The following is a 17,312-nucleotide window of genomic DNA, read 5'->3' as shown; positions in this document are numbered from 1 at the left end:
GAGGGTCGTGAGCCTCGCGCGGGGTCAGGGAGGTGATTGCGGCCGCGCCGCTTTTGCGCGATCGATGCTGCACACCGTCCGAAAGCGATGTAACATCTTTCGGAAAGAAATTTCAATGGCTGAGAGGGGCTCGGCGTGACCAGTCCGATCGCACCGGAGAGCGGCGCCTCGCGCACAGTTCTGCACACGGTCGCCAAGCTGCATTACGAGGCCGATCTCTCCCAGGTGGAGATCGCGCGCCGGCTCGGCGTGTCGGCGGCGACCGTCTCGCGGCTGCTGCGGCGCGCCCGGGACGAGGGCATCGTGCGCATCGAGATCCGCGACGTCGCGACGCCGGAGGACGTCAACGCCGCCCTCGTCGCCCGCCTCGGGCTGAAGCGCGCGGCGGTGATCGACGCACCGGAGGCGGGCGGTCTCGCCGCGCTCGCGGCGCCCGTCGGTGCGCTCCTCAAGGAGGCCGGGCTCAAGGCGGGCTCCGTGCTCGCCATCGGCTGGGGGCGCACTTTGCGCGAGGTCTTGCTCGCCGGGCTGCCGCGCCTGCCCGGAATCGTCACCGTCGCGGCGATGGGCGGCATGCAACAGCCGGCGCCGGAATTTCAGATCAACGAACTCGTCCGCCTCGCCGCCGAACAGCTCGGCGGCACGCCGCGCTTCATCCACGCGCCCTATCTGCCGTCGGCCGAGGCTCGGGCCGCCTATCTCGGCGATCCGGCGACGCGCGACCACATCGCGCTGTGGTCCCGGCTCGATGCGGTGCTGGTCGGCATCGGGTTGCCGGTCGCGACCGACCGCGCACTCGGCGGCACCGCCGGCACGCCGAGCGATCCCGCGCTCGCCGCCGCGGCGGGCGACGTCTTGCAGCACTTCTACGATGAAGCCGGCACGCTGATGCCGTGGGACGGCGAGGCCCGGCTGATCGCGGTGACGCCGACGGCGCTGCGGGCGGTGCCGCTCGCGATCGGGGTCGCGGTCAGCGTCGCCAAGGTGCCGGCGATCGTCGGCGCGGCGCGCGCCGGGCTCGTCAATGCGCTGGTCACCGATCTCAGGACCGCCCAGGCCGTGATCGATCATATCGACGCCGAGGCGAAGACCGGCTGAACCGGCCCGCGCCCCGGATCGGGGGCGAGCACCAGCGCGGCAGCGCCGATGACGCCGACCTCGAGGCCGAGGGCCGAGGGTTCGACCGGCACCGCGCGGAACTCCGGCATGGCGCGGGCGGCGATCGTCGCGCGCATGGCGGGGGCGAAGAGATCGAAGGCGGAGGAGAGCCCGCCGCCGAGCACGATTCGCTCGGGCGAATAGAGGTGCAGAAGGTTGGCGATGCCGATGCCGAGCCGGCGGCCTTCCTCGGCCATCAGGGCGAGGGATGCCGCGTCGCCCTCGCGCGCCGCGGCGGTCACATGACGGGCGGTGGCGGGTGCGTCGCCGACGAGGGCGGCGAGGCGGGACGTCGGATCGGCCGCGACGGCGCGGCGCGCCTCGTGGCCCAAGGCGGTGCCGGAGGCGAGCGCCTCCCAGCAGCCGTGATTGCCGCAGGCGCAGGCGGGACCGTCCTCGACGATCGTCATGTGGCCGACATGGCCGGCGAGGCCGCGGCGGCCGCGCACCAGACGGCCGTCGCAGACGACGCCGCCGCCGATCCCGGTGCTCACCGTGACGTAGACGAAGTGGCGCAGGCCCGCGCCGCTGCCGAAGCGCCATTCGCCGAGCGCGGCGGCGTGGCCGTCATTGTCGAGCACGACCGGCATCGACAGCGCTTCGGCGAGGCGGTCGCGCAGCGGCACGTCGCGCCAGCCGGCGAGGGTGGGCGGGGCGATGGCGATGCCGGTGTCGGAATCGAGCGGCCCCGGCGCACCGATGCCGACGCCGAGGATTTCGAGATCGGGCCGCTCGGCGCGCACGCTGCGGGCGAGGGCGGCCATCTGGGCGATCACCGCGTCCGGTCCCGCCGCCGCCTCGGTCTTCACCTGGGCGTGGGCGAGGACGCGGCCGGATTCGCTCACGATCGCCGCGCGCAGCTCCGTGCCGCCGAGATCGAGGCCGATCGCCGCGCGGCTCACGAGGCGAGCGCCTCCGGCGCCGGCAGGCCGCGCACCCAGGCGATGCGGGCGGCGAGATCGGGCGCGCCGTAGGCGAGCGAGCCCATCACCACCGTCTCGGCGCCGGCGGCACGCAGCAGCGGCACGGTGTGTTCGCGGATGCCACCGTCGGCCGCGAGCACGATGCGCCGGCCCTGACCGACCTCGGCGATGAGGCGGCGGGCCACTTCGAGGCGGCCGGTCGCCGTCTCGGACAGGGATTGGCCTTTGACGCCGATCGCGGTGCCGAGCAGCGTCAGAAAGCCGACGCGGTCGAGGAGAGGTGCGGCCTCTTCGACCGGCGTCTCGACGCGGAGCACGACGCCCGGCACACAGCCGAGCTCGGCGATCAGCGCGAGCCCCTCGTCGACGAGGCTGCGGTTCTCGACGTGGATGCTGATGATGTCCGCCCCGGCCTCGGCGAACTGGCGGATCTGCTCGATGAGGATCGCGTCGTCGACCATCAGGTGGACGTGGATCGGCAGGTTCGTGACGGCGCGCACGCGGGCGACCTGATCGGGGAAGAACAGGAAGGCGGGGGCGAAGTGGCCGTCCGCCACATCGACGTGCAGCACGTCGGCCTGCCCCTCGGAGCGGGCGACGTCGTCCGCGAGGCGAATGAGATCGGCCGACCACAGCGAGAACTCGGCGAGGAGGCGGTCTTTCGGCAGGACATCGAAGCGGGCGGTGGCGTTCGTCATCGGGCGGTCTCGTCTGGCAGAGAAAGGAGGAATTCGGCGAGCACGGCGCGGAACTCGGCGAGGGAGCGGGGCTTGTCCTCGCCCTTCGGCGTGATCTCGACGGTGCGTGCGCCGGGGATCAGATCGGCGAGGCGGCGGACGTGGGAGAGCGGATGGACCAAGTCCCGGGCCTGGCCGATCACCAGCGTCGGCACGCGCAACGCCGCGAGCTCGGCCTCGCTGATGCCCGGCCCGTCGAGGGAGATCGCGGTGAGGAGGTCCGACGTCACGGGAATCGGTTCGCGGGTGAAGAAGCCGCGCAGCGAGGCGAGATTGTCGGGGGCCTCCGCGGCGAGCGTCCGGGCGGTGTCGGAGGCTTCGAACAAAGCGCGGGCGTCGTCGGCCGCGTGGGCGGCGAGCAGACGGCCGACCTCGAGATTGGCGGCCATGTTCGCCGGCGCGGCCTCGGTGATCCAGGCGGGGCGCAGCAGGACAAGTGCGCGGACGAGATCGGGCCGGCGGACGGCGAGGCGCGTCGCGATCGCCGCGCCCATCGAGACGCCGCCGAACACGGCGCGGGTGATGCCGCGGCTTTCCACGGCGGCGGCGACGTCGTCGGCGAAGGTCGCGATCGAGAAGCGCGCCGGGTCGCCGGCCTCGGAGGCGCCGTGGCCGCGGCATTCGAGCGTCAGGCGTCGGAGCGGGGGAAGCGGCGCGGGGGCCGGCGTCGGAAGGAGTTCCGCGACCTGACCTTCGCCGCCGCACAGCCCGTGCTGGAAGACGATCGGCAGGCCTTCGCCGCCCTGATCGACGAGGCTGAGGGCGAGCCCATCGCGGTCGAGCGTGACGCTCATCGCCCGGCTCCGATCGCGGCGAGCTTGGCGCTTAGGAAGGCCGCGACGCCGGCCGCCTCGTGGGCCGCGAGGCCGTGGGTGATCAGCGGGCCGTCGAAGCCCGTCGCGGCGAGCCGCGTGAGGTAGAAGTCGTAATCGAGCACGCCGGTGCCGGCGGTGCGGAAGTCGCCCTCCGGCCCGCGATCCTTGGCGTGGCCCATGGCGATGCGGTCGGCGAGGAGGTCGATCGCGCCGGCGACGAGGCGCTGCTGTTCGGCGCGGCTCGCGACCTCGAACAGGTTCGCCGGATCGAGCACGATCTTGAGGCGTGGCGAGGCGACCTCATCGATCAGCCGCCGGGCGAGGGGGGCGGAGCTCACGACGTTCGCAAGCTCCGGCTCGATGCCGAGATCGATGCCGTATCGCTCGGCGATGGCGGCGGCCTTCGTCATCTCGACGAGGAGATCGCGCCACGCCTCGGGGCTCGCATTGTCCGGATGGTGGCGCCACTGGTCGTGGGCGTCGCGCGTGCCGGTGCAAAGCGTCACGAGGCCGGTGCCGAGGCCGGCGCTGGCGGCCGCCAGAACCTCGAGGCGAGCGAGCCCGGTCGCGCGCACTGCGGGGTCCGGATGGATCATGTTGTAGGTGCCGGAGACCGCGACGACGGCGATCCCCGTCTCCCGCACCGCCGCGGTGACCGAGGCGGCCGCTTCAGGCGCGATCGCATCCGGCATCGACGGGAGGCCGAGGCAGGCCATGTTGAACTGGGTCGCGCCGTAGCCCGCGGCCTTCACGGCGGCGAGCACGGTCGCCGCGTCGGTGCCTTCGAAGGTCTTGGCGAAGATGCCGAGCTGCATCAGAGGCCCCCGCTCACGCTATCCGGCCGCACCGGCTGACCCGTTTCGGCCGACCGCGCGATGGCGATCATGGTGCGCACGCTCGCGATGCCATCGTCGATGTCGGCGCCGCGCATCGGCGCGCCGTCGAGGATCACCGCGGCGAAGCCTTCGAGCTGGCGGCGATAGAAATGGCCGTCGGCGCCGAGCACCCTGTGGGTCGTCGCGTCGCGCTCGTCGAAGATGTCGACTTCGCTCGACTTGTAATACCAGGGATTGAAGGTCTTGCCGAGGATCGAGCCGCGCTCGCCGTAGATCTGGAAGCCTTCGTGCCAGTCCATCCGCACCGCCACCGTGAGGTCGAGGTGGCCGAGGGTGCCGTTCGCGAAGGCGACGTCGACGAACCAGCAATAGGCGCCGAACTTCTCGCTGAGCCGGGCCTGGACCTCGACGATCTCGCCGCCGAAATAGCGCGCGGTGTCGATCAGGTGGCAGCCATGGGCGAGCATATAATAGCGCCGCAGGTTCGCCTTCGGGTTCTCGGCCGGCTTGCGGGCGTTCGCGCTTGCGACGATGAGCGGCTGCACCGCATCGGTCATCGGATAGCGGTGGGTGCTGTCGCAATACCAGGCCTTGAGGGCGAGCATCTCGCCCATGCCGTCGTCGATGAAGGCCTTGGCCGCTTCGAGCCCGGGATCGAAGCGCTTCATGTGGCCGACCTGGAGCACCTTGCCGGTGCGCTCCACGGCCGCCTTCAGGCTCTCGACCTCCTCGACGGTGACGCCGAGCGGCTTCTCGCACAGCACGTGCTTGCCCGCCTCGAGGGCCCGCAGCGAGGCCGGCACGTGGAAGGCGTCGGAGGTTGCGATGATGACGGCATCGAGCGCCGGATCGGCGAGCATCGCGTCATAGTCGGAGAAGGCCTTCTCCGGCGCGTGGGTCGCCGCCATGCGCTCGCGCAGATCGTCGGCGACGTCGCAGATCGCATAGAGGTCGGCGTTGCGGGCCTTGGTGCAGCTTTCGAAATGGGCGGCCTGGGCGATCTGCCCGCAGCCGAGGACGCCGACCTTGAGGCGGCTGTCGTCCTTCTTGACTGGCATCGTCATACCTCGTCGGTCCGCGGCGGGGGCACGTCACCCCCGCCGCGTCGGGTCGGTCTTGGGAGGGAAAAGGGCGGCGCGGGCGATGGGCGGCGAAGCGCTCAGCCGCCTACCATCAGCTTCACGATCTCGTCCGGGTTGGTCTCGGAGAGGCGGCGCTCGCCGGCGAGGCTGCCGCGGCGCAGCACCACGATGCGATCCGACACGGCGAAGATGTCGTGCAGATTGTGGGAGATGAAGATGATGCCGCGTCCCTGCGCCTTCAGCGTCTGGATGAGCGAGACGACCTTGCGCTGCTCGGGCACGCCGAGCGCGGCCGTCGGCTCGTCCATGATGAGGACGCGGGCGTTCCAGTAGACCGCCCGGCCGATCGCCACCGCCTGACGCTGGCCGCCGGAGAAGCGGGCGACCGGGGATTCCATGCGGGTGACGTGGAAGTCGAGCCGCGCCATCGTCTCCTTCGCCGCGTCCGCCATCTTCTTGCGGTCGAGCACGGGGATGAAGCCGAGCACCTTCTTCATCGGCTCGCGGCCGAGAAAGATGTTGGCGCCGATCGAGAGATTATCGGCGAGAGCGAGGTCCTGGTAGATCGTCTCGATGCCGTGGCCGCGGGCGGCCTCCGGCGTCTCGAAGCGGACCGGCTCGCCGTCGAAATGGATCTCGCCGTCGTCGGGCTGATAGACGCCGGAGATGGTCTTGATGAGGGTCGACTTGCCGGCGCCGTTGTCGCCGGCGAGCGCGACCACCTCGCCCGGGTGGAGCTTCATCGAGACGCCCTTGAGGGCCTCGACGCCGCCGAACCGCTTGTAGACCGAGCGAACGTCGAGGAGCGGGCGGGTGCCGTGCGCGGGATGCGGGGCGGCGGCGGTGTTTTCGTGCTGATGGAGCGACATCGATCAGCCCTCCGCGCTGAAGCGGCGCTGGGTCTGATCGACGAGCACCGAGATGACGATGACGGTGCCGACGGCGATGAACTGCCAGAACGGCTCCACATTGATGAAGACGAGACCGTATTGGATGACGGCGATGACGAGCGCGCCGGCGACGGTGCCGAGGATGGTGCCCGAGCCGCCGAACAGGCTGGCGCCGCCGATGACGACCGCGGCGATCGAGTCGAGGAGGAGCGGCTCGCCGGCCTGGGCGGCACCGGCGGTGAAGCGGGCGGCATAGAGCACGCCGCCGAGGCCGGCGCAGGCGGCCGACAGGAGATAGAGCTTGCGGATGTGGCGGCTGACATTGATGCCGGCCCGAAGCGCCGCCTGCTCGCTCGCGCCGATCGCATAGGTGTGTTGGCCGAAGCGGGTCTGCGACAGGAGATAGTGCATCAGGAGCACGAACAGCGCGGTGATCACGACGACCACCGGCACGCCGGCGAGGCGACCGTTGCCGACCCAGGCGAACCAGGCGTTCGAGACCGGCACGGTGGTGCCGCCGGCGAGCAGGAAGGCGGTGCCGCGGGCGACGCCGTACATGCCGAGTGTGCCGATGAAGGGCGGCACCTTGAGCTTGGAGATCAGGAGGCCGTTGATCGAACCCGGCACCAGGGCGACGGCGACGCCGACGACGGCACCGACGAGCATCGCCGGGAAGGGCGGCAGATAGAGGCCGGCGGTGTTCGCCGCATGAGCCCCGGCGACCGCGGAGAGCCCCATGATGAAGCCGATGGAGAGGTCGATGCCGCCCGAGATGATGACGAAGGTCGAGCCGAGCGCCAGCAGCAGCGGCGCCACCGCAAAGACGGCGATCGATTGGGCGTTGTAGAGGGAGAAGAGGAAGGTCGCGCCATATTGGGTCTGCGCCCACACCTCGAAGAAAATCAGCAGCAGCGCAAGGAAGAGCCAGGCGCGCATCGCGGCGATGCGCAGGATGAGACGGCGCGAGGCGCTCGCCTTGGCCGGGGCGGCATGGTGTCCGGTCTTCGATGGGGCCGCGGTCGTGCTATGGGCGGACATGCGCCACTCCAGATCGCTCGGTGGGGAGAAGGACGCCGCCGGCGAGGCGCCGGCGGCGTCGGCGCATCAGTTCTGGTAGATGAACTTCGCCACGTCGGGGTTGTCGATGTTGGACTTGTCCATCACCGTGAAGCCGGTGCCGATGGCGGTCGGGATCGACTGGCCGGTCAGGTGGGCATAGGCGGCCATCACGCCGAAGTAGCCGATCTCGGCCGGATGCTGGGCGATCGCGATGTCGACGAGGCCGCCCTTGATGTTGTCCACGATCGAGGTCGGGGCGTCGAAGGCGACGACCTTGACCTTGCCGCTCTGGCCGGCCTGCTGCACGCCGTTGGCGGCGCCGAGGGCCGAGAACAGGTTGGCGCCGAACACGCCGACGAGGTCCGGGTTGCGGGCATAGACCGACTGGAGCTGCGAGGCGGCCTTGTTGGCGTCGTTGTCGTTGAACTGGGTGTCGAGCACCGTGATGTTCGGGAAGTTCTTCATCTCATCCTTGAAGCCCTGCTCGCGCTGGTCCGTGGTCGAGATGCCGGGCTTCACGTTGGAGACGTAGACCTTGCCCTTCTCGCCGACGGCCTTGGCGAGCGAGCGCGCCGCCATGCGGCCGCCGAGCACGTTGTCGGAGGCGATGTAGGAGAGCGGGAAGTCGGCGTCGCCGGAGCCCGTCTGGTACTGGCCGGTGCCGATGAAGGTGTCGACGGTGATGACCGGAATGCCGGCGTCGGCGGCCTTCCGGAGCGGCTCGACGAGCTGGGTCTTGTCGGTCGGGGCGATCAGGATGGCGTCGGGCTTGCGGGCGATCACGGCGTCGAGCACCGGCACCTGCTGAACCGGGTTGAAGTCCGGCGCGCCCTGGAACACGAGCTCGGCGCCCACCGCCTTGGCGGCGGCTTCCGCGCCCTTGCGCATGGTGATGTAGAAGGCGTCGGTGGTCAGGCCCGGGATCAGGGCGATGGTGAACTTCTTGGTGTCCTGTGCCTGGGCCGAAACGGCGCCGAACAGCACGCTCGCGCCGACGGCCAGAGCGGCGACGGCGGTCGTGAATTTCTTCATGTCGTTTCCTCACGTTTTTCGTTGGTGGTGGTGAGCACGATCCCGCCGGCCGCCCCCATTGCGACGCGCCGACGAAGCGTTGCCGAACCGCGAGGGCGCAGGACCGCCCCGGGCCGCGGATCGGATCAACAGAGGGGCCGGCGCCGCGGGGCGCCAGGCTTACGATGGGGAGAGGGGCCGCTCCGGCCGCGTCGCGGTGACGGAACTCGGACGGGCAGCGGCGCCCGCCGGCGTCAGGGTCGGATCGTTCCGAGGGTCTCGTGCCGCATGTCTTCCTCCCAAACTTTCTTCTTTGTTGCGGAGCCTAGTTTTCGGGTGCGCGTACGTCAATCCGAATTTTGACGTAAGCCAAGTTTCGCGCCTCAGGCCGCCGGGTCACGCTGTCTTGCCGAGCACGAGATCCGCCCCCTTCTCGGCGAGGCAATAGGTGGCCGCCATGGTGTTGCCGGAGACGATCGCGGGCATCACTGACGCATCGATGACGCGCAGCCCGTCGAGCCCGTGCACCCGCAGCGAGGCGGGATCGACGACCGCCATCTCGCCGCGGCCCATCGCGCAGGTGCCGACCGGGTGATAGAGCGTGCCACAGCGCTGGCGGATATAGGCCTCGAGCGCGCCGTCGCTGTCGGCGTTGGGTCCCGGCGTCACCTCGTGATCGAGATGCGGCGCGAAGGCGGGCTGGGCGACGAGGCGGCGGGCGATCTTCATGCCCTCGCGCAATGACGCCATCGTGCTCTCGCCGCGAAAGAAATTGTAGAGGATCGCGGGGCGGGCGGCCGGGTCTGGCCTCGCCAGCGTGAGACGGCCGATGCTGCCCGGCCGAAGCTCGCACACGTGGATCAGGAAGCCGTGGCCGAACAGCGAGCCGGCATTCTGCGCATTGCCGACCGAAGTGCAGAAGAAGAGCTGGACGTCCGGCCGGTCGAGATCCGGCCGGGTGCGGACGAAGGCGCCGCCTTCGCCGGTGGTGGAGGAAAAGAGGCCGCGGCGGCGGAACATCCAATCGAACACGTGGACGATGTTGCGCGGCAGCGCCCGCCACGACAGCCCGTAGGGCACCGTCGTCTTCGCCTTGTATTCGAGCGTGACGTCGAGGTGGTCCTGAAGGTTCTGCCCGACGCCCGGCAGCGCGTGGACGAGGGGCACGCCGTGGCGGGCGAGTTCCTTCGGATCGCCGATGCCGGAGAGCATCAGAAGCTGCGGCGAGACGAAGGCGCCGGCGCTCAGAATCACCTCGCGCGCGGCGAGCGTCCCCGTCTCACCGCCCGCCTCCCAGGCGATGCCGGCGGCGCGCCGGCCCTCGGTCAGAACGCGGGTGACGCGGCGGCCGCTGAAGATCGTGAGATTCGGGCGGTTGCGGATCGGATCGAGATAGGCCGCCTCGGCGCTCTGCCGCTCGCCACCCTTCTGGGTGAAGGTGTAATAGCCGAAGCCGTCCTGGCGGGTGCCGTTGAAGTCCGCGTTGAAGGCATAGCCCGCCTGCCGCGCCGCTTCGAGGAAGACGTCGCACATCGGGTTGACGGTGCGGAGCTGGGCCACGTTGACGGGACCGGAGGTCCCATGAAAGGCCGGGTCGATCTGGTCGGCAAGCGGCCGGCCGCCGAGGGCGAGATGGCGCCCGCTGCGCGGGTCGGCGAGCAACTCGAAGCGCTCGAGCCGGCGGAAATAGGGCAGCAGGTCGTCGAAGCCCCAGCCCGGATTGCCGAGATCGCGCCAGCGATCATAGTCCTCGCGCTGGCCGCGGATGAAGATCATGCCGTTGACGGTGGTGCTGCCGCCGGTCGCCCGGCCGCGGGGCAGCGCGATGCGGCGGCCTTGCAGGCCCGGCTCCGGCTCGCTCTCGAACCACGACATGAAGTTCGGGCCGCCGAGAAAATCGACCGCCGGCATCATGAAGGTGACCATGCCGAGCGGCATCTTCACGATGGTCTTGCGGGCGTTGCGGTCGCGGCCGGGCTCGATCAGGGCGACGCGGGTGTTCGGATCCGCGCTCAGCCGGTTGGCGAGCACGCAGCCCGCCGCCCCGCCGCCGACGATGATGTAATCGAAATCGGCCATGGCGGCGTCCCGGCTCAGATGTCCTGGTTCTGCGGCAGGATCACGAGGTCGCGGATCGTCACGTGAGGCGGACGCGTCAGCATGAAGAGAACCGCCTCGGCCACGTCCTCGGAGCGGATGCCCTCCCGCGCGGCGACCTTGGCCTCGATGGCGCCGGGATCGCCGATGCCCCAGAGCTCGTTGAGGACGACGCCGGGCGCGACGGCGCCGACGCGCACGCCATGCTTCGCCACCTGCCGCCGCACGCCGTGGACGAACGCCTGCACGGCATGCTTGGTCGCGCTGTAGACCGGCTCCCACGGGATGGCCTGATGGCCGGAAATGGAGCTCGTCACGAGGACATCGCCGGCGCCGCGGGCGATCATGCCGGGCAGCACCGCCCGCACGCTGCGGAACACCGCGTTGACGTTGACCGCAATAACCTCGTCCCAGGCGTCGGCGTCGCCCTCGGCGGCGTCCCCCGGCATGTAGAGGCCGGCATTGGCGAGCAGCACGTCGATCCGGCCGAAGGTCGCGAGCGTGGTCGCCACCATCGCCTCGACATCGGCCGGGCGGGAGAGATCGCCGGGAAGAACGAGCGTCTCCGCCGCACCGATCTCCGCCTTGACGGCCGCGAGGCGCTCCGTCGAGCGGGCGGCGAGGGCGACGGTCGCGCCGGCCGCGGCCACGGCGCGGGCGAGCGCGCGGCCGATGCCGGAACTCGCCCCGGTGACGAGCACGATCTTGCCCGACAGGTCTCCGCTCATGGTCGTCCTCCCGTGGCCGGGCAGGCGGTCGTCGCGGACGCGCGTGACGATGCCCCTTCGCGCGGGATGGCGCGGCGGCGCATCGCTCGGCGTTCCTCGCCGGCGCGGTCTTCGATCTGGCCTTGTGGAATGCCATCCGGCGGAGCCGGGGGCCTTCCTCCCGTTCATTTTGTTTGTGGCGACGAGGCTATGCGAGGCTTACTCACCGCGTCAACTTACAACATTGCTCGCGTCAAATTTTGTGCTAGCCTTTTCGTCAAGAGGATGCGGCAAGGCTTGGTCCGGCCGGTCGCGCCGAGGCCGGGCTCGGCGCGCATCCGATGCGGGGCGGGGAGATCGGGGCTCGCGCTGCGCTGATCTCGAAGACGTGCGATCGAAAGAAAAGACGGGTCGATTCGAAAGCCTGCGATGAAGCACAACAAGATCAAGAACATGGCTGAATTCTCGCAGCTCAGCGGGATCTCGCGGCCGACCGTCTCCAAATATTTCAACGACCCGAACAGCGTCCGCAAATCGACCCGAGCCCAGATCGAAGCGGCGCTGACCAAATACGACTACCGTCCGAACCTGTTCGCAGTGAACCTGAACAAAAGGCGGCCGAAGATCATCGGCGTCATCGTGCCGGACACCGCCGATACGTTCTTCTCCGAGCTGGTGCGGCGCATCGAAGAGAGCTGCGCGGCGAGCGGCTATCTCGTCATCGTGCTGTCCTCGCGCGGAGATCCGCAGCTCGAGGGCCGCTCCATCGAGACGCTCTTGTCGCTGAAGATCGCCGGCGCCATCGTCGCGCCGCTCGGCGTCAATTCCGACATGACGCTGATGCAGAGCCTGCAATCGCGCATTCCGATCGTCTTTCTCGATTCCCGGCTCGACGACGAGACGCCGTTCGTCGGCACCGACAATTTCCAGAGCGTGCCGCTCATCACCGAATATCTCTGCCGCACGGGGACGCCGCCGACCTTCTTCGACATGCCGGCGGTCAACCACAATGCGTCCGAGCGGCGGGAAGCCTATCTCCAGACCATGCAGCGCCTCGGCTTCCAGCCGGAGGTCATCACCGTCGCCCACCACCACGATTGGCGGTTCGAGGATGTCGGTTTCGTCGAGACCCAGCGCGTCCTCGCCGGCGCCGGCTTTCCGACCCGCACGGTGCTGTGCGCCAACGACCGCATCGCCACCGGCGTCATCGCTGCGCTCTTCCGGCACGGCTGGAAGATCGGCCGCGAGCCCGATTGCGACATCCGGGTCGCCGGCCACGACGACCAGCCGCTCAGCCGCTATACCTGCCCGCCGCTCACCACCGTCGCTCAGGATTTCGACCGCCTCGGCCATCTCGGCGTCGAGCTTCTGCTCGCCCGAATCGACGACGACGATTTTCGTGCGCCGCCATCGAAGGCCGAGCAACTGCGCATCGAGGCGAAGCTCGTGATGCGGGATTCGGCCTGATTTCATCCGACGATCGAGACAGAAAAATCCCATGAAAAAGGTCATTACGATCGGCGAGATCCTCGTCGAGATCATGGCGGACACCATCGGCGAGGGCTTCCGCGAGCCGATCGCGTTGACCGGGCCGTTCCCCTCCGGCGCCCCGGCGATCTTCATCGATCAGGTGGCGAAGCTCGGCCATCCGTGCGGCATGGTAAGCCGGGTCGGCGCCGACGATTTCGGCCGGGTCAATCTCGACCGGCTCGCCCGCGACGGCGTCGACGTCTCGGCGATCGGCATCGACGACGACCTCGTCACCGGCAGCGCCTTCGTCCGCTACCGGGCGAGCGGCGACCGCGACTTCGTCTTTAACATCAAGCACAGCGCGAGCGGGCGGATCGCCCGCACCGCGGAGGCCGAGGCGCTGATCGCCGGCGCGGGCCACCTCCACGTCATGGGCTCGTCGCTCGTGTCCGAGGGTGTCGTCGATCTCATCCGGCACGCCATCGCCTCGATCAAGGGACGCGGCGGCAGCGTCTCGTTCGACCCCAACATCCGCAAGGAGATCCTGGGCCTCACCGGGCTGCGCGCGGCGCTCGACGACGTGCTGGCGGCGACCGATCTCTTCCTGCCGAGCGGCCCGGAACTGTTCCTGTTCTCCGATGCGGCGGATGAGGCGGGCGCGATCGCCGATCTCCTCGGCCGCGGCATCGCGGCGATCGTGGTGAAGCGCGGCGCCGCCGGCGCCAGCTATCACGACAAGACCGGTTCGGTCGCGGTTCCCGGCTTCGTCGTCGACGAGACCGACCCGACCGGCGCCGGCGACAGCTTCGGCGCCGCCTTTCTGGTCGGCTGGCTCGCCGGGGAGCCTCCCGCGCAGGCGCTCCGCATCGCCAACGCCTGCGGCGCCCGCGCCGTCACCCGGCGCGGCCCGATGGAGGGCACCTCCACCCGCGCCGATCTCGAGACCTTCTTCGCAACCGCCCGGAGCCGCGCATGACCAACCGCACCCTGAACGATCTGCCCCGCGATTATGCGCGCGGGCAGCGCCGCGGCATTCCTTCGGTCTGCTCCGCCCATCCGCTCGTCGTCGAGGCGGCGCTGCGGGCGGCCCTCGGCACCGGGCGCGACGTGCTCATCGAGGCGACCTGCAACCAGGTCAACCAGGAGGGCGGCTACACCGGCATGAAGCCGGCCGATTTCCGCCGCTTCGTCGAGGAGATCGCGGCGAAGGTCGGGTTCGACACGTCGAAGCTCATCCTCGGCGGCGACCATCTCGGGCCGAACCCCTGGAAGGCGCTGCCGGCCGAGGAGGCGCTCGCCCGCGCCGAGGCGATGATCGACGCCTACGTGACGGCGGGCTTCACCAAGATCCACCTCGATACCAGCATGGGCTGCGCCGGCGAGCCGGTCGCGCTGCCGGACGCCGTGACGGCCGAGCGCGCCGCGCGCCTCGCCGCCGTGGCCGAGCGCGCCGCCGACGGCTCCGGCTTCGAGGCGCCGGTCTACGTCATCGGCACCGAGGTGCCGATCCCGGGCGGCGCCATGGAGGCGCTCGACCATCTCGCCGTGACGAGCCCGGAGGCGGCGCGGGAGACGGTCGAGGTGCACCGCCGCGCCTTCCACAAGGCGGGGGCGGCTGCCGCGTTCGAGCGGGCGATCGGCGTCGTGGTGCAGCCCGGCGTCGAGTTCGGCAACGAGAACGTCGTCGTCTACGACCGCGACAAGGCGCGCCGGCTCAGCGCCACGCTCGACGATCTCTCGCAGTTCGTGTTCGAGGCGCATTCGACCGACTATCAGCCGGCCGAGGCACTCGCCGGCCTCGTCGAGGACGGCTTCGCTATTCTGAAGGTCGGTCCGGGGGCGACGTTTGCCCTGCGCGAGGCGCTCTACGGCCTCGACCGCATCGCCGTCGCGCTCGATGCGCTGCGCCCGGAGGACACGCTCGAGGCGGCGATGGAGCACCTGATGCTCGCCGAACCGGGGAACTGGGCGCGCTATTATCCGGGCACGCCGGACGAGCAGCGGCTCCAGCGGCATTTCAGCTATTCGGACCGCATCCGCTATTATTGGCCGCATCCGCATGCCGCCGCGGCGGTGGCGCGCCTCCTCGCCCGGCTCGACGGCCGGCGCATTCCGGAAACGCTGATCAGCCAATATCTCGGCCCGCTCTATCCGGCCGTCGCCGCCGGCCGCCTCGCGGCGCGGCCCCACGATCTCCTGATCGCCGCCGTCCAGCGCTCGCTGGCGCCGTACGATGCGGCCTGCGGGGCGATGTGAGGGATGGGTTCGGGGAGGCTCGCACGTGGCGGGCACCCCACCCCGCCGGCTCCGCCGGCGACCCTCCCCCTGGCAGGGGAGGGTGGTCGCGCGTGGATAAGGCGTGAGATGCGAGTAGGTTAGCGTTTGCGGAAAAAGGCGGAGTGGTCGGCGAGAGGGTCGCCAAAAACACACCCGCTTCACCCTCCCCTGTCAGGGGGAGGGTCGACGGCCGAAGGCCGGCGGGGTGGGGTTACCGCCGCGAGCGAGCCCCCAACGCCCGCGCCCCCGTCCTCAGTTGTCGAGGAACGAGCGGAGCTTGCGCGAGCGGCTCGGGTGCTTGAGCTTGCGCAGCGCCTTCGCCTCGATCTGACGGATGCGTTCGCGCGTCACCGAGAATTGCTGGCCGACTTCTTCCAGCGTGTGGTCGGTGTTCATGCCGATGCCGAAGCGCATGCGCAGCACGCGCTCCTCGCGGGGGGTGAGCGAGGCGAGCACGCGCGTCGTGGTCTCGCGCAGGTTCGACTGGATCGCCGCGTCGATCGGCAGGATCGCGTTCTTGTCCTCGATGAAGTCGCCGAGGTGGGAATCCTCCTCGTCGCCGATCGGGGTCTCGAGCGAGATCGGCTCCTTGGCGATCTTGAGGACCTTGCGGACCTTCTCGAGCGGCATCGCGAGCTTCTCGGCGAGCTCTTCCGGGGTCGGCTCGCGGCCGATCTCGTGGAGCATCTGGCGCGAGGTGCGCACGATCTTGTTGATCGTCTCGATCATGTGGACCGGGATGCGGATGGTGCGCGCCTGGTCGGCGATCGAGCGGGTGATCGCCTGGCGGATCCACCACGTCGCGTAGGTCGAGAACTTGTAGCCGCGGCGGTACTCGAACTTGTCCACGGCCTTCATCAGGCCGATGTTGCCCTCCTGGATGAGGTCCAGGAACTGCAGGCCGCGGTTGGTATACTTCTTGGCGATCGAGATCACGAGGCGGAGGTTGGCCTCGACCATCTCCTTCTTCGCCTGCCGGGCTTCCTTCTCGCCCTTCTGCACCATCGCGACGATGCGGCGGAACTCGATGATCTCGAGACCGGTCTCGGTGGCGAGCGTCTGGATCTCCTGGCGCAGCTCGCGCACCCGGTCCTTCTCGCGCATCAGAAGCTCGCGCCAGCCCTTGGAGGACAGGTTGGCGACGCGGCGGATCCAGTTCGGATCGAGCTCCGAGCCCTGGTATTGACGCAGGAAGTCCTCGCGCGTCACGCCGTACGATTCGGACAGGCGCAGCAGCCGGCCTTCGTTGCCGATCAGCTTCTTGTTGATGTCGTAGAGCGTCTCGACCAGCGTATCGATGCGGTTCTGGTTGAGCGACAGGCTCTTCACGTCCGCCACGATCTCGTCGCGCAGCTTCTTGTAGCGGCGCTCCTGGGAGGGCGACAGCAGCTTGTTCTGCAGGCGCTGCTCGACGTTCTGGTCCTGCAGCCGGCGCAGCTTCTTGTAGTTCTCGGCGACGCGGTCGAAGGTCTCGAGCACCTTCGGCTTCAGCTCGGCTTCCATCGCGGCGAGCGGAATGTTCGATTCGAACTCGTCGCCGTCGTCCTCGCCGTCGCTGACCGGCTCGCGCGGCAGCGGCTCCTCCTCGGCCTCGGCCTCGGCCTCCGGGTCCATCGGCGGCTTGGCGTCGGGATCGGAATAGGAGGCCTCGAGGTCGATGATGTCGCGCAGGAGTACGCGGCCTTCGACGAGCTCGTCGCGCCAGATGATGATGGCCTGGAAGGTCAGTGGGCTCTCGCAGAGCCCGGCGATCATCGCCTCGCGGCCCGCCTCGATGCGCTTGGCGATCGCGATTTCGCCCTCGCGCGACAAGAGCTCGACCGAGCCCATTTCGCGCAGGTACATGCGGACCGGATCGTCGGTGCGCTCGGCCGTCTCGCGGGCGACGGTCGGACGCGCAACCGCGGTCGAGGAAGCCTCAACGAGGTCGCCGCCTTCTTCCTCGCCGTCGCCGCCTGCGGCGGCGCCGTCGGCCTCTTCGGCCTCTTCGGCGTCGATCACGTTGATGCCCATGTCGTTGAGCATCGCCATGGTGTCTTCGATCTGCTCGGAGGTGACCTCTTCGGAGGGCAGCACCTCGTTCAGCTCGTCATAGGTGACGTAGCCGCGCTTCTTGGCGAGCTTGATCATCCGCTTGACCGCCGCATCCGACAGGTCGAGCAGCGGGCCGTTCTCGTTCTCGACCGCCGCTTCCTGGGTCTCTTCGGTCTCGGTCGCCTTCGCTGCCATACTTGGTCTCCAGAACCGGCC

The 17,312-nt window shown here is 69.6% G+C and carries 15 protein-coding genes; 4 read left to right on the top strand and 11 right to left on the bottom strand.

Annotation, left to right across the window (positions count from 1 at the left end; all coding sequences use genetic code 11):
* The first annotated feature begins 135 nt into the window (after positions 1-135).
* Positions 136-1,098 (top strand): sugar-binding transcriptional regulator, encoded by a 963-nt coding sequence (locus F0357_RS04160; protein WP_312861443.1) that lies wholly within the window; start codon positions 136-138, stop codon positions 1,096-1,098.
* Here F0357_RS04160 and F0357_RS04155 read toward each other — a convergent pair.
* The 10 genes from F0357_RS04155 to F0357_RS04110 all read right to left on the bottom strand — a co-directional run bounded on the left by F0357_RS04155 (position 1,068) and on the right by F0357_RS04110 (position 11,336).
* A complete protein-coding gene (locus F0357_RS04155) occupies positions 1,068-2,060 on the bottom strand; it encodes an ROK family protein (RefSeq protein WP_312861442.1) in 993 nt (330 codons plus the stop codon). The two genes, F0357_RS04160 and F0357_RS04155, sit on opposite strands and share 31 nt — an antisense overlap.
* Positions 2,057-2,779, bottom strand: a complete 723-nt coding sequence (locus tag F0357_RS04150) for a ribulose-phosphate 3-epimerase (protein ID WP_153479111.1) — start codon at positions 2,777-2,779, stop codon at positions 2,057-2,059. The genes F0357_RS04155 and F0357_RS04150 overlap by 4 nt, the downstream gene beginning before the upstream one ends.
* A complete protein-coding gene (locus F0357_RS04145; protein WP_153479109.1) occupies positions 2,776-3,612 on the bottom strand; it encodes an alpha/beta fold hydrolase in 837 nt (278 codons plus the stop codon). Before F0357_RS04145 ends, F0357_RS04150 begins: the two co-directional genes overlap by 4 nt.
* Positions 3,609-4,448 (bottom strand): sugar phosphate isomerase/epimerase family protein, encoded by an 840-nt coding sequence (locus F0357_RS04140; RefSeq protein ID WP_153479107.1) that lies wholly within the window; start codon positions 4,446-4,448, stop codon positions 3,609-3,611. Before F0357_RS04140 ends, F0357_RS04145 begins: the two co-directional genes overlap by 4 nt.
* Entirely contained in the window at positions 4,448-5,527 is a 1,080-nt protein-coding gene (locus tag F0357_RS04135; protein ID WP_153479106.1) for a Gfo/Idh/MocA family protein, read from the bottom strand. The genes F0357_RS04140 and F0357_RS04135 overlap by 1 nt, the downstream gene beginning before the upstream one ends.
* A 101-nt stretch (positions 5,528-5,628) precedes the next feature.
* Positions 5,629-6,420: an ATP-binding cassette domain-containing protein gene (locus tag F0357_RS04130; RefSeq protein ID WP_153479103.1), complete on the bottom strand. Its 792-nt coding sequence runs from the start codon at positions 6,418-6,420 to the stop codon at positions 5,629-5,631.
* 3 nt (positions 6,421-6,423) lie between these two features.
* On the bottom strand, positions 6,424-7,479 hold the full coding sequence (locus F0357_RS04125) for an ABC transporter permease subunit (RefSeq protein WP_153479100.1): 1,056 nt from the start codon (positions 7,477-7,479) through the stop codon (positions 6,424-6,426).
* Between the two features lie 66 nt (positions 7,480-7,545).
* On the bottom strand, positions 7,546-8,532 hold the full coding sequence (locus F0357_RS04120) for an ABC transporter substrate-binding protein (RefSeq protein ID WP_153479096.1): 987 nt from the start codon (positions 8,530-8,532) through the stop codon (positions 7,546-7,548).
* Positions 8,533-8,907: 375 nt separating this feature from the next.
* Positions 8,908-10,590, bottom strand: a complete 1,683-nt coding sequence (locus F0357_RS04115) for a GMC family oxidoreductase (RefSeq protein ID WP_153479094.1) — start codon at positions 10,588-10,590, stop codon at positions 8,908-8,910.
* 14 nt (positions 10,591-10,604) lie between these two features.
* On the bottom strand, positions 10,605-11,336 hold the full coding sequence (locus F0357_RS04110) for an SDR family oxidoreductase (protein ID WP_153479091.1): 732 nt from the start codon (positions 11,334-11,336) through the stop codon (positions 10,605-10,607).
* A gap of 408 nt (positions 11,337-11,744) precedes the next feature.
* Here F0357_RS04110 and F0357_RS04105 point away from each other — a divergent pair, with 408 nt between their 5' ends.
* The 3 genes from F0357_RS04105 to F0357_RS04095 are packed head-to-tail and all read left to right on the top strand — an operon-like array spanning position 11,745 to position 15,041.
* The gene (locus tag F0357_RS04105; RefSeq protein WP_153479087.1) at positions 11,745-12,782 is read left to right on the top strand and encodes a LacI family DNA-binding transcriptional regulator; all 1,038 of its coding nucleotides are present in this window, start codon (positions 11,745-11,747) and stop codon (positions 12,780-12,782) included.
* Between the two features lie 31 nt (positions 12,783-12,813).
* On the top strand, positions 12,814-13,761 hold the full coding sequence (locus F0357_RS04100; RefSeq protein WP_153479085.1) for a tagatose kinase: 948 nt from the start codon (positions 12,814-12,816) through the stop codon (positions 13,759-13,761).
* The gene (locus F0357_RS04095) at positions 13,758-15,041 is read left to right on the top strand and encodes a D-tagatose-bisphosphate aldolase, class II, non-catalytic subunit (protein WP_153479083.1); all 1,284 of its coding nucleotides are present in this window, start codon (positions 13,758-13,760) and stop codon (positions 15,039-15,041) included. The genes F0357_RS04100 and F0357_RS04095 overlap by 4 nt, the downstream gene beginning before the upstream one ends.
* 273 nt (positions 15,042-15,314) lie before the next feature.
* Here F0357_RS04095 and rpoD read toward each other — a convergent pair whose 3' ends face one another.
* Positions 15,315-17,291: an RNA polymerase sigma factor RpoD gene (gene rpoD, locus F0357_RS04090; RefSeq protein ID WP_153479072.1), complete on the bottom strand. Its 1,977-nt coding sequence runs from the start codon at positions 17,289-17,291 to the stop codon at positions 15,315-15,317.
* Between the last annotated feature and the right edge of the window lie 21 nt (positions 17,292-17,312).

The sequence above is a fragment of the Segnochrobactrum spirostomi genome, assembly GCF_009600605.1.
Lineage (GTDB): Bacteria > Pseudomonadota > Alphaproteobacteria > Rhizobiales > Segnochrobactraceae > Segnochrobactrum > Segnochrobactrum spirostomi.
Note: the sequence above shows the minus strand (reverse complement) of the source record. Positions and strands in the feature narration are given on the sequence as shown.

Excerpts from the sequence above, each read along its gene's own strand:
- F0357_RS04105 (WP_153479087.1), top strand. The coding sequence starts at position 11,745 with ATGAAGCACAACAAGATCAAGAACATGGCTGAATTCTCGCAGCTCAGC.
- F0357_RS04120 (WP_153479096.1), bottom strand. The coding sequence starts at position 8,532 with ATGAAGAAATTCACGACCGCCGTCGCCGCTCTGGCCGTCGGCGCGAGC.
- F0357_RS04145 (WP_153479109.1), bottom strand. The coding sequence starts at position 3,612 with ATGAGCGTCACGCTCGACCGCGATGGGCTCGCCCTCAGCCTCGTCGAT.
- F0357_RS04100 (WP_153479085.1), top strand. The coding sequence starts at position 12,814 with ATGAAAAAGGTCATTACGATCGGCGAGATCCTCGTCGAGATCATGGCG.
- F0357_RS04110 (WP_153479091.1), bottom strand. The coding sequence starts at position 11,336 with ATGAGCGGAGACCTGTCGGGCAAGATCGTGCTCGTCACCGGGGCGAGT.
- F0357_RS04115 (WP_153479094.1), bottom strand. The coding sequence starts at position 10,590 with ATGGCCGATTTCGATTACATCATCGTCGGCGGCGGGGCGGCGGGCTGC.
- F0357_RS04125 (WP_153479100.1), bottom strand. The coding sequence starts at position 7,479 with ATGTCCGCCCATAGCACGACCGCGGCCCCATCGAAGACCGGACACCAT.
- rpoD (WP_153479072.1), bottom strand. The coding sequence starts at position 17,291 with ATGGCAGCGAAGGCGACCGAGACCGAAGAGACCCAGGAAGCGGCGGTC.
- F0357_RS04135 (WP_153479106.1), bottom strand. The coding sequence starts at position 5,527 with ATGCCAGTCAAGAAGGACGACAGCCGCCTCAAGGTCGGCGTCCTCGGC.
- F0357_RS04140 (WP_153479107.1), bottom strand. The coding sequence starts at position 4,448 with ATGCAGCTCGGCATCTTCGCCAAGACCTTCGAAGGCACCGACGCGGCG.
- F0357_RS04130 (WP_153479103.1), bottom strand. The coding sequence starts at position 6,420 with ATGTCGCTCCATCAGCACGAAAACACCGCCGCCGCCCCGCATCCCGCG.
- F0357_RS04095 (WP_153479083.1), top strand. The coding sequence starts at position 13,758 with ATGACCAACCGCACCCTGAACGATCTGCCCCGCGATTATGCGCGCGGG.
- F0357_RS04150 (WP_153479111.1), bottom strand. The coding sequence starts at position 2,779 with ATGACGAACGCCACCGCCCGCTTCGATGTCCTGCCGAAAGACCGCCTC.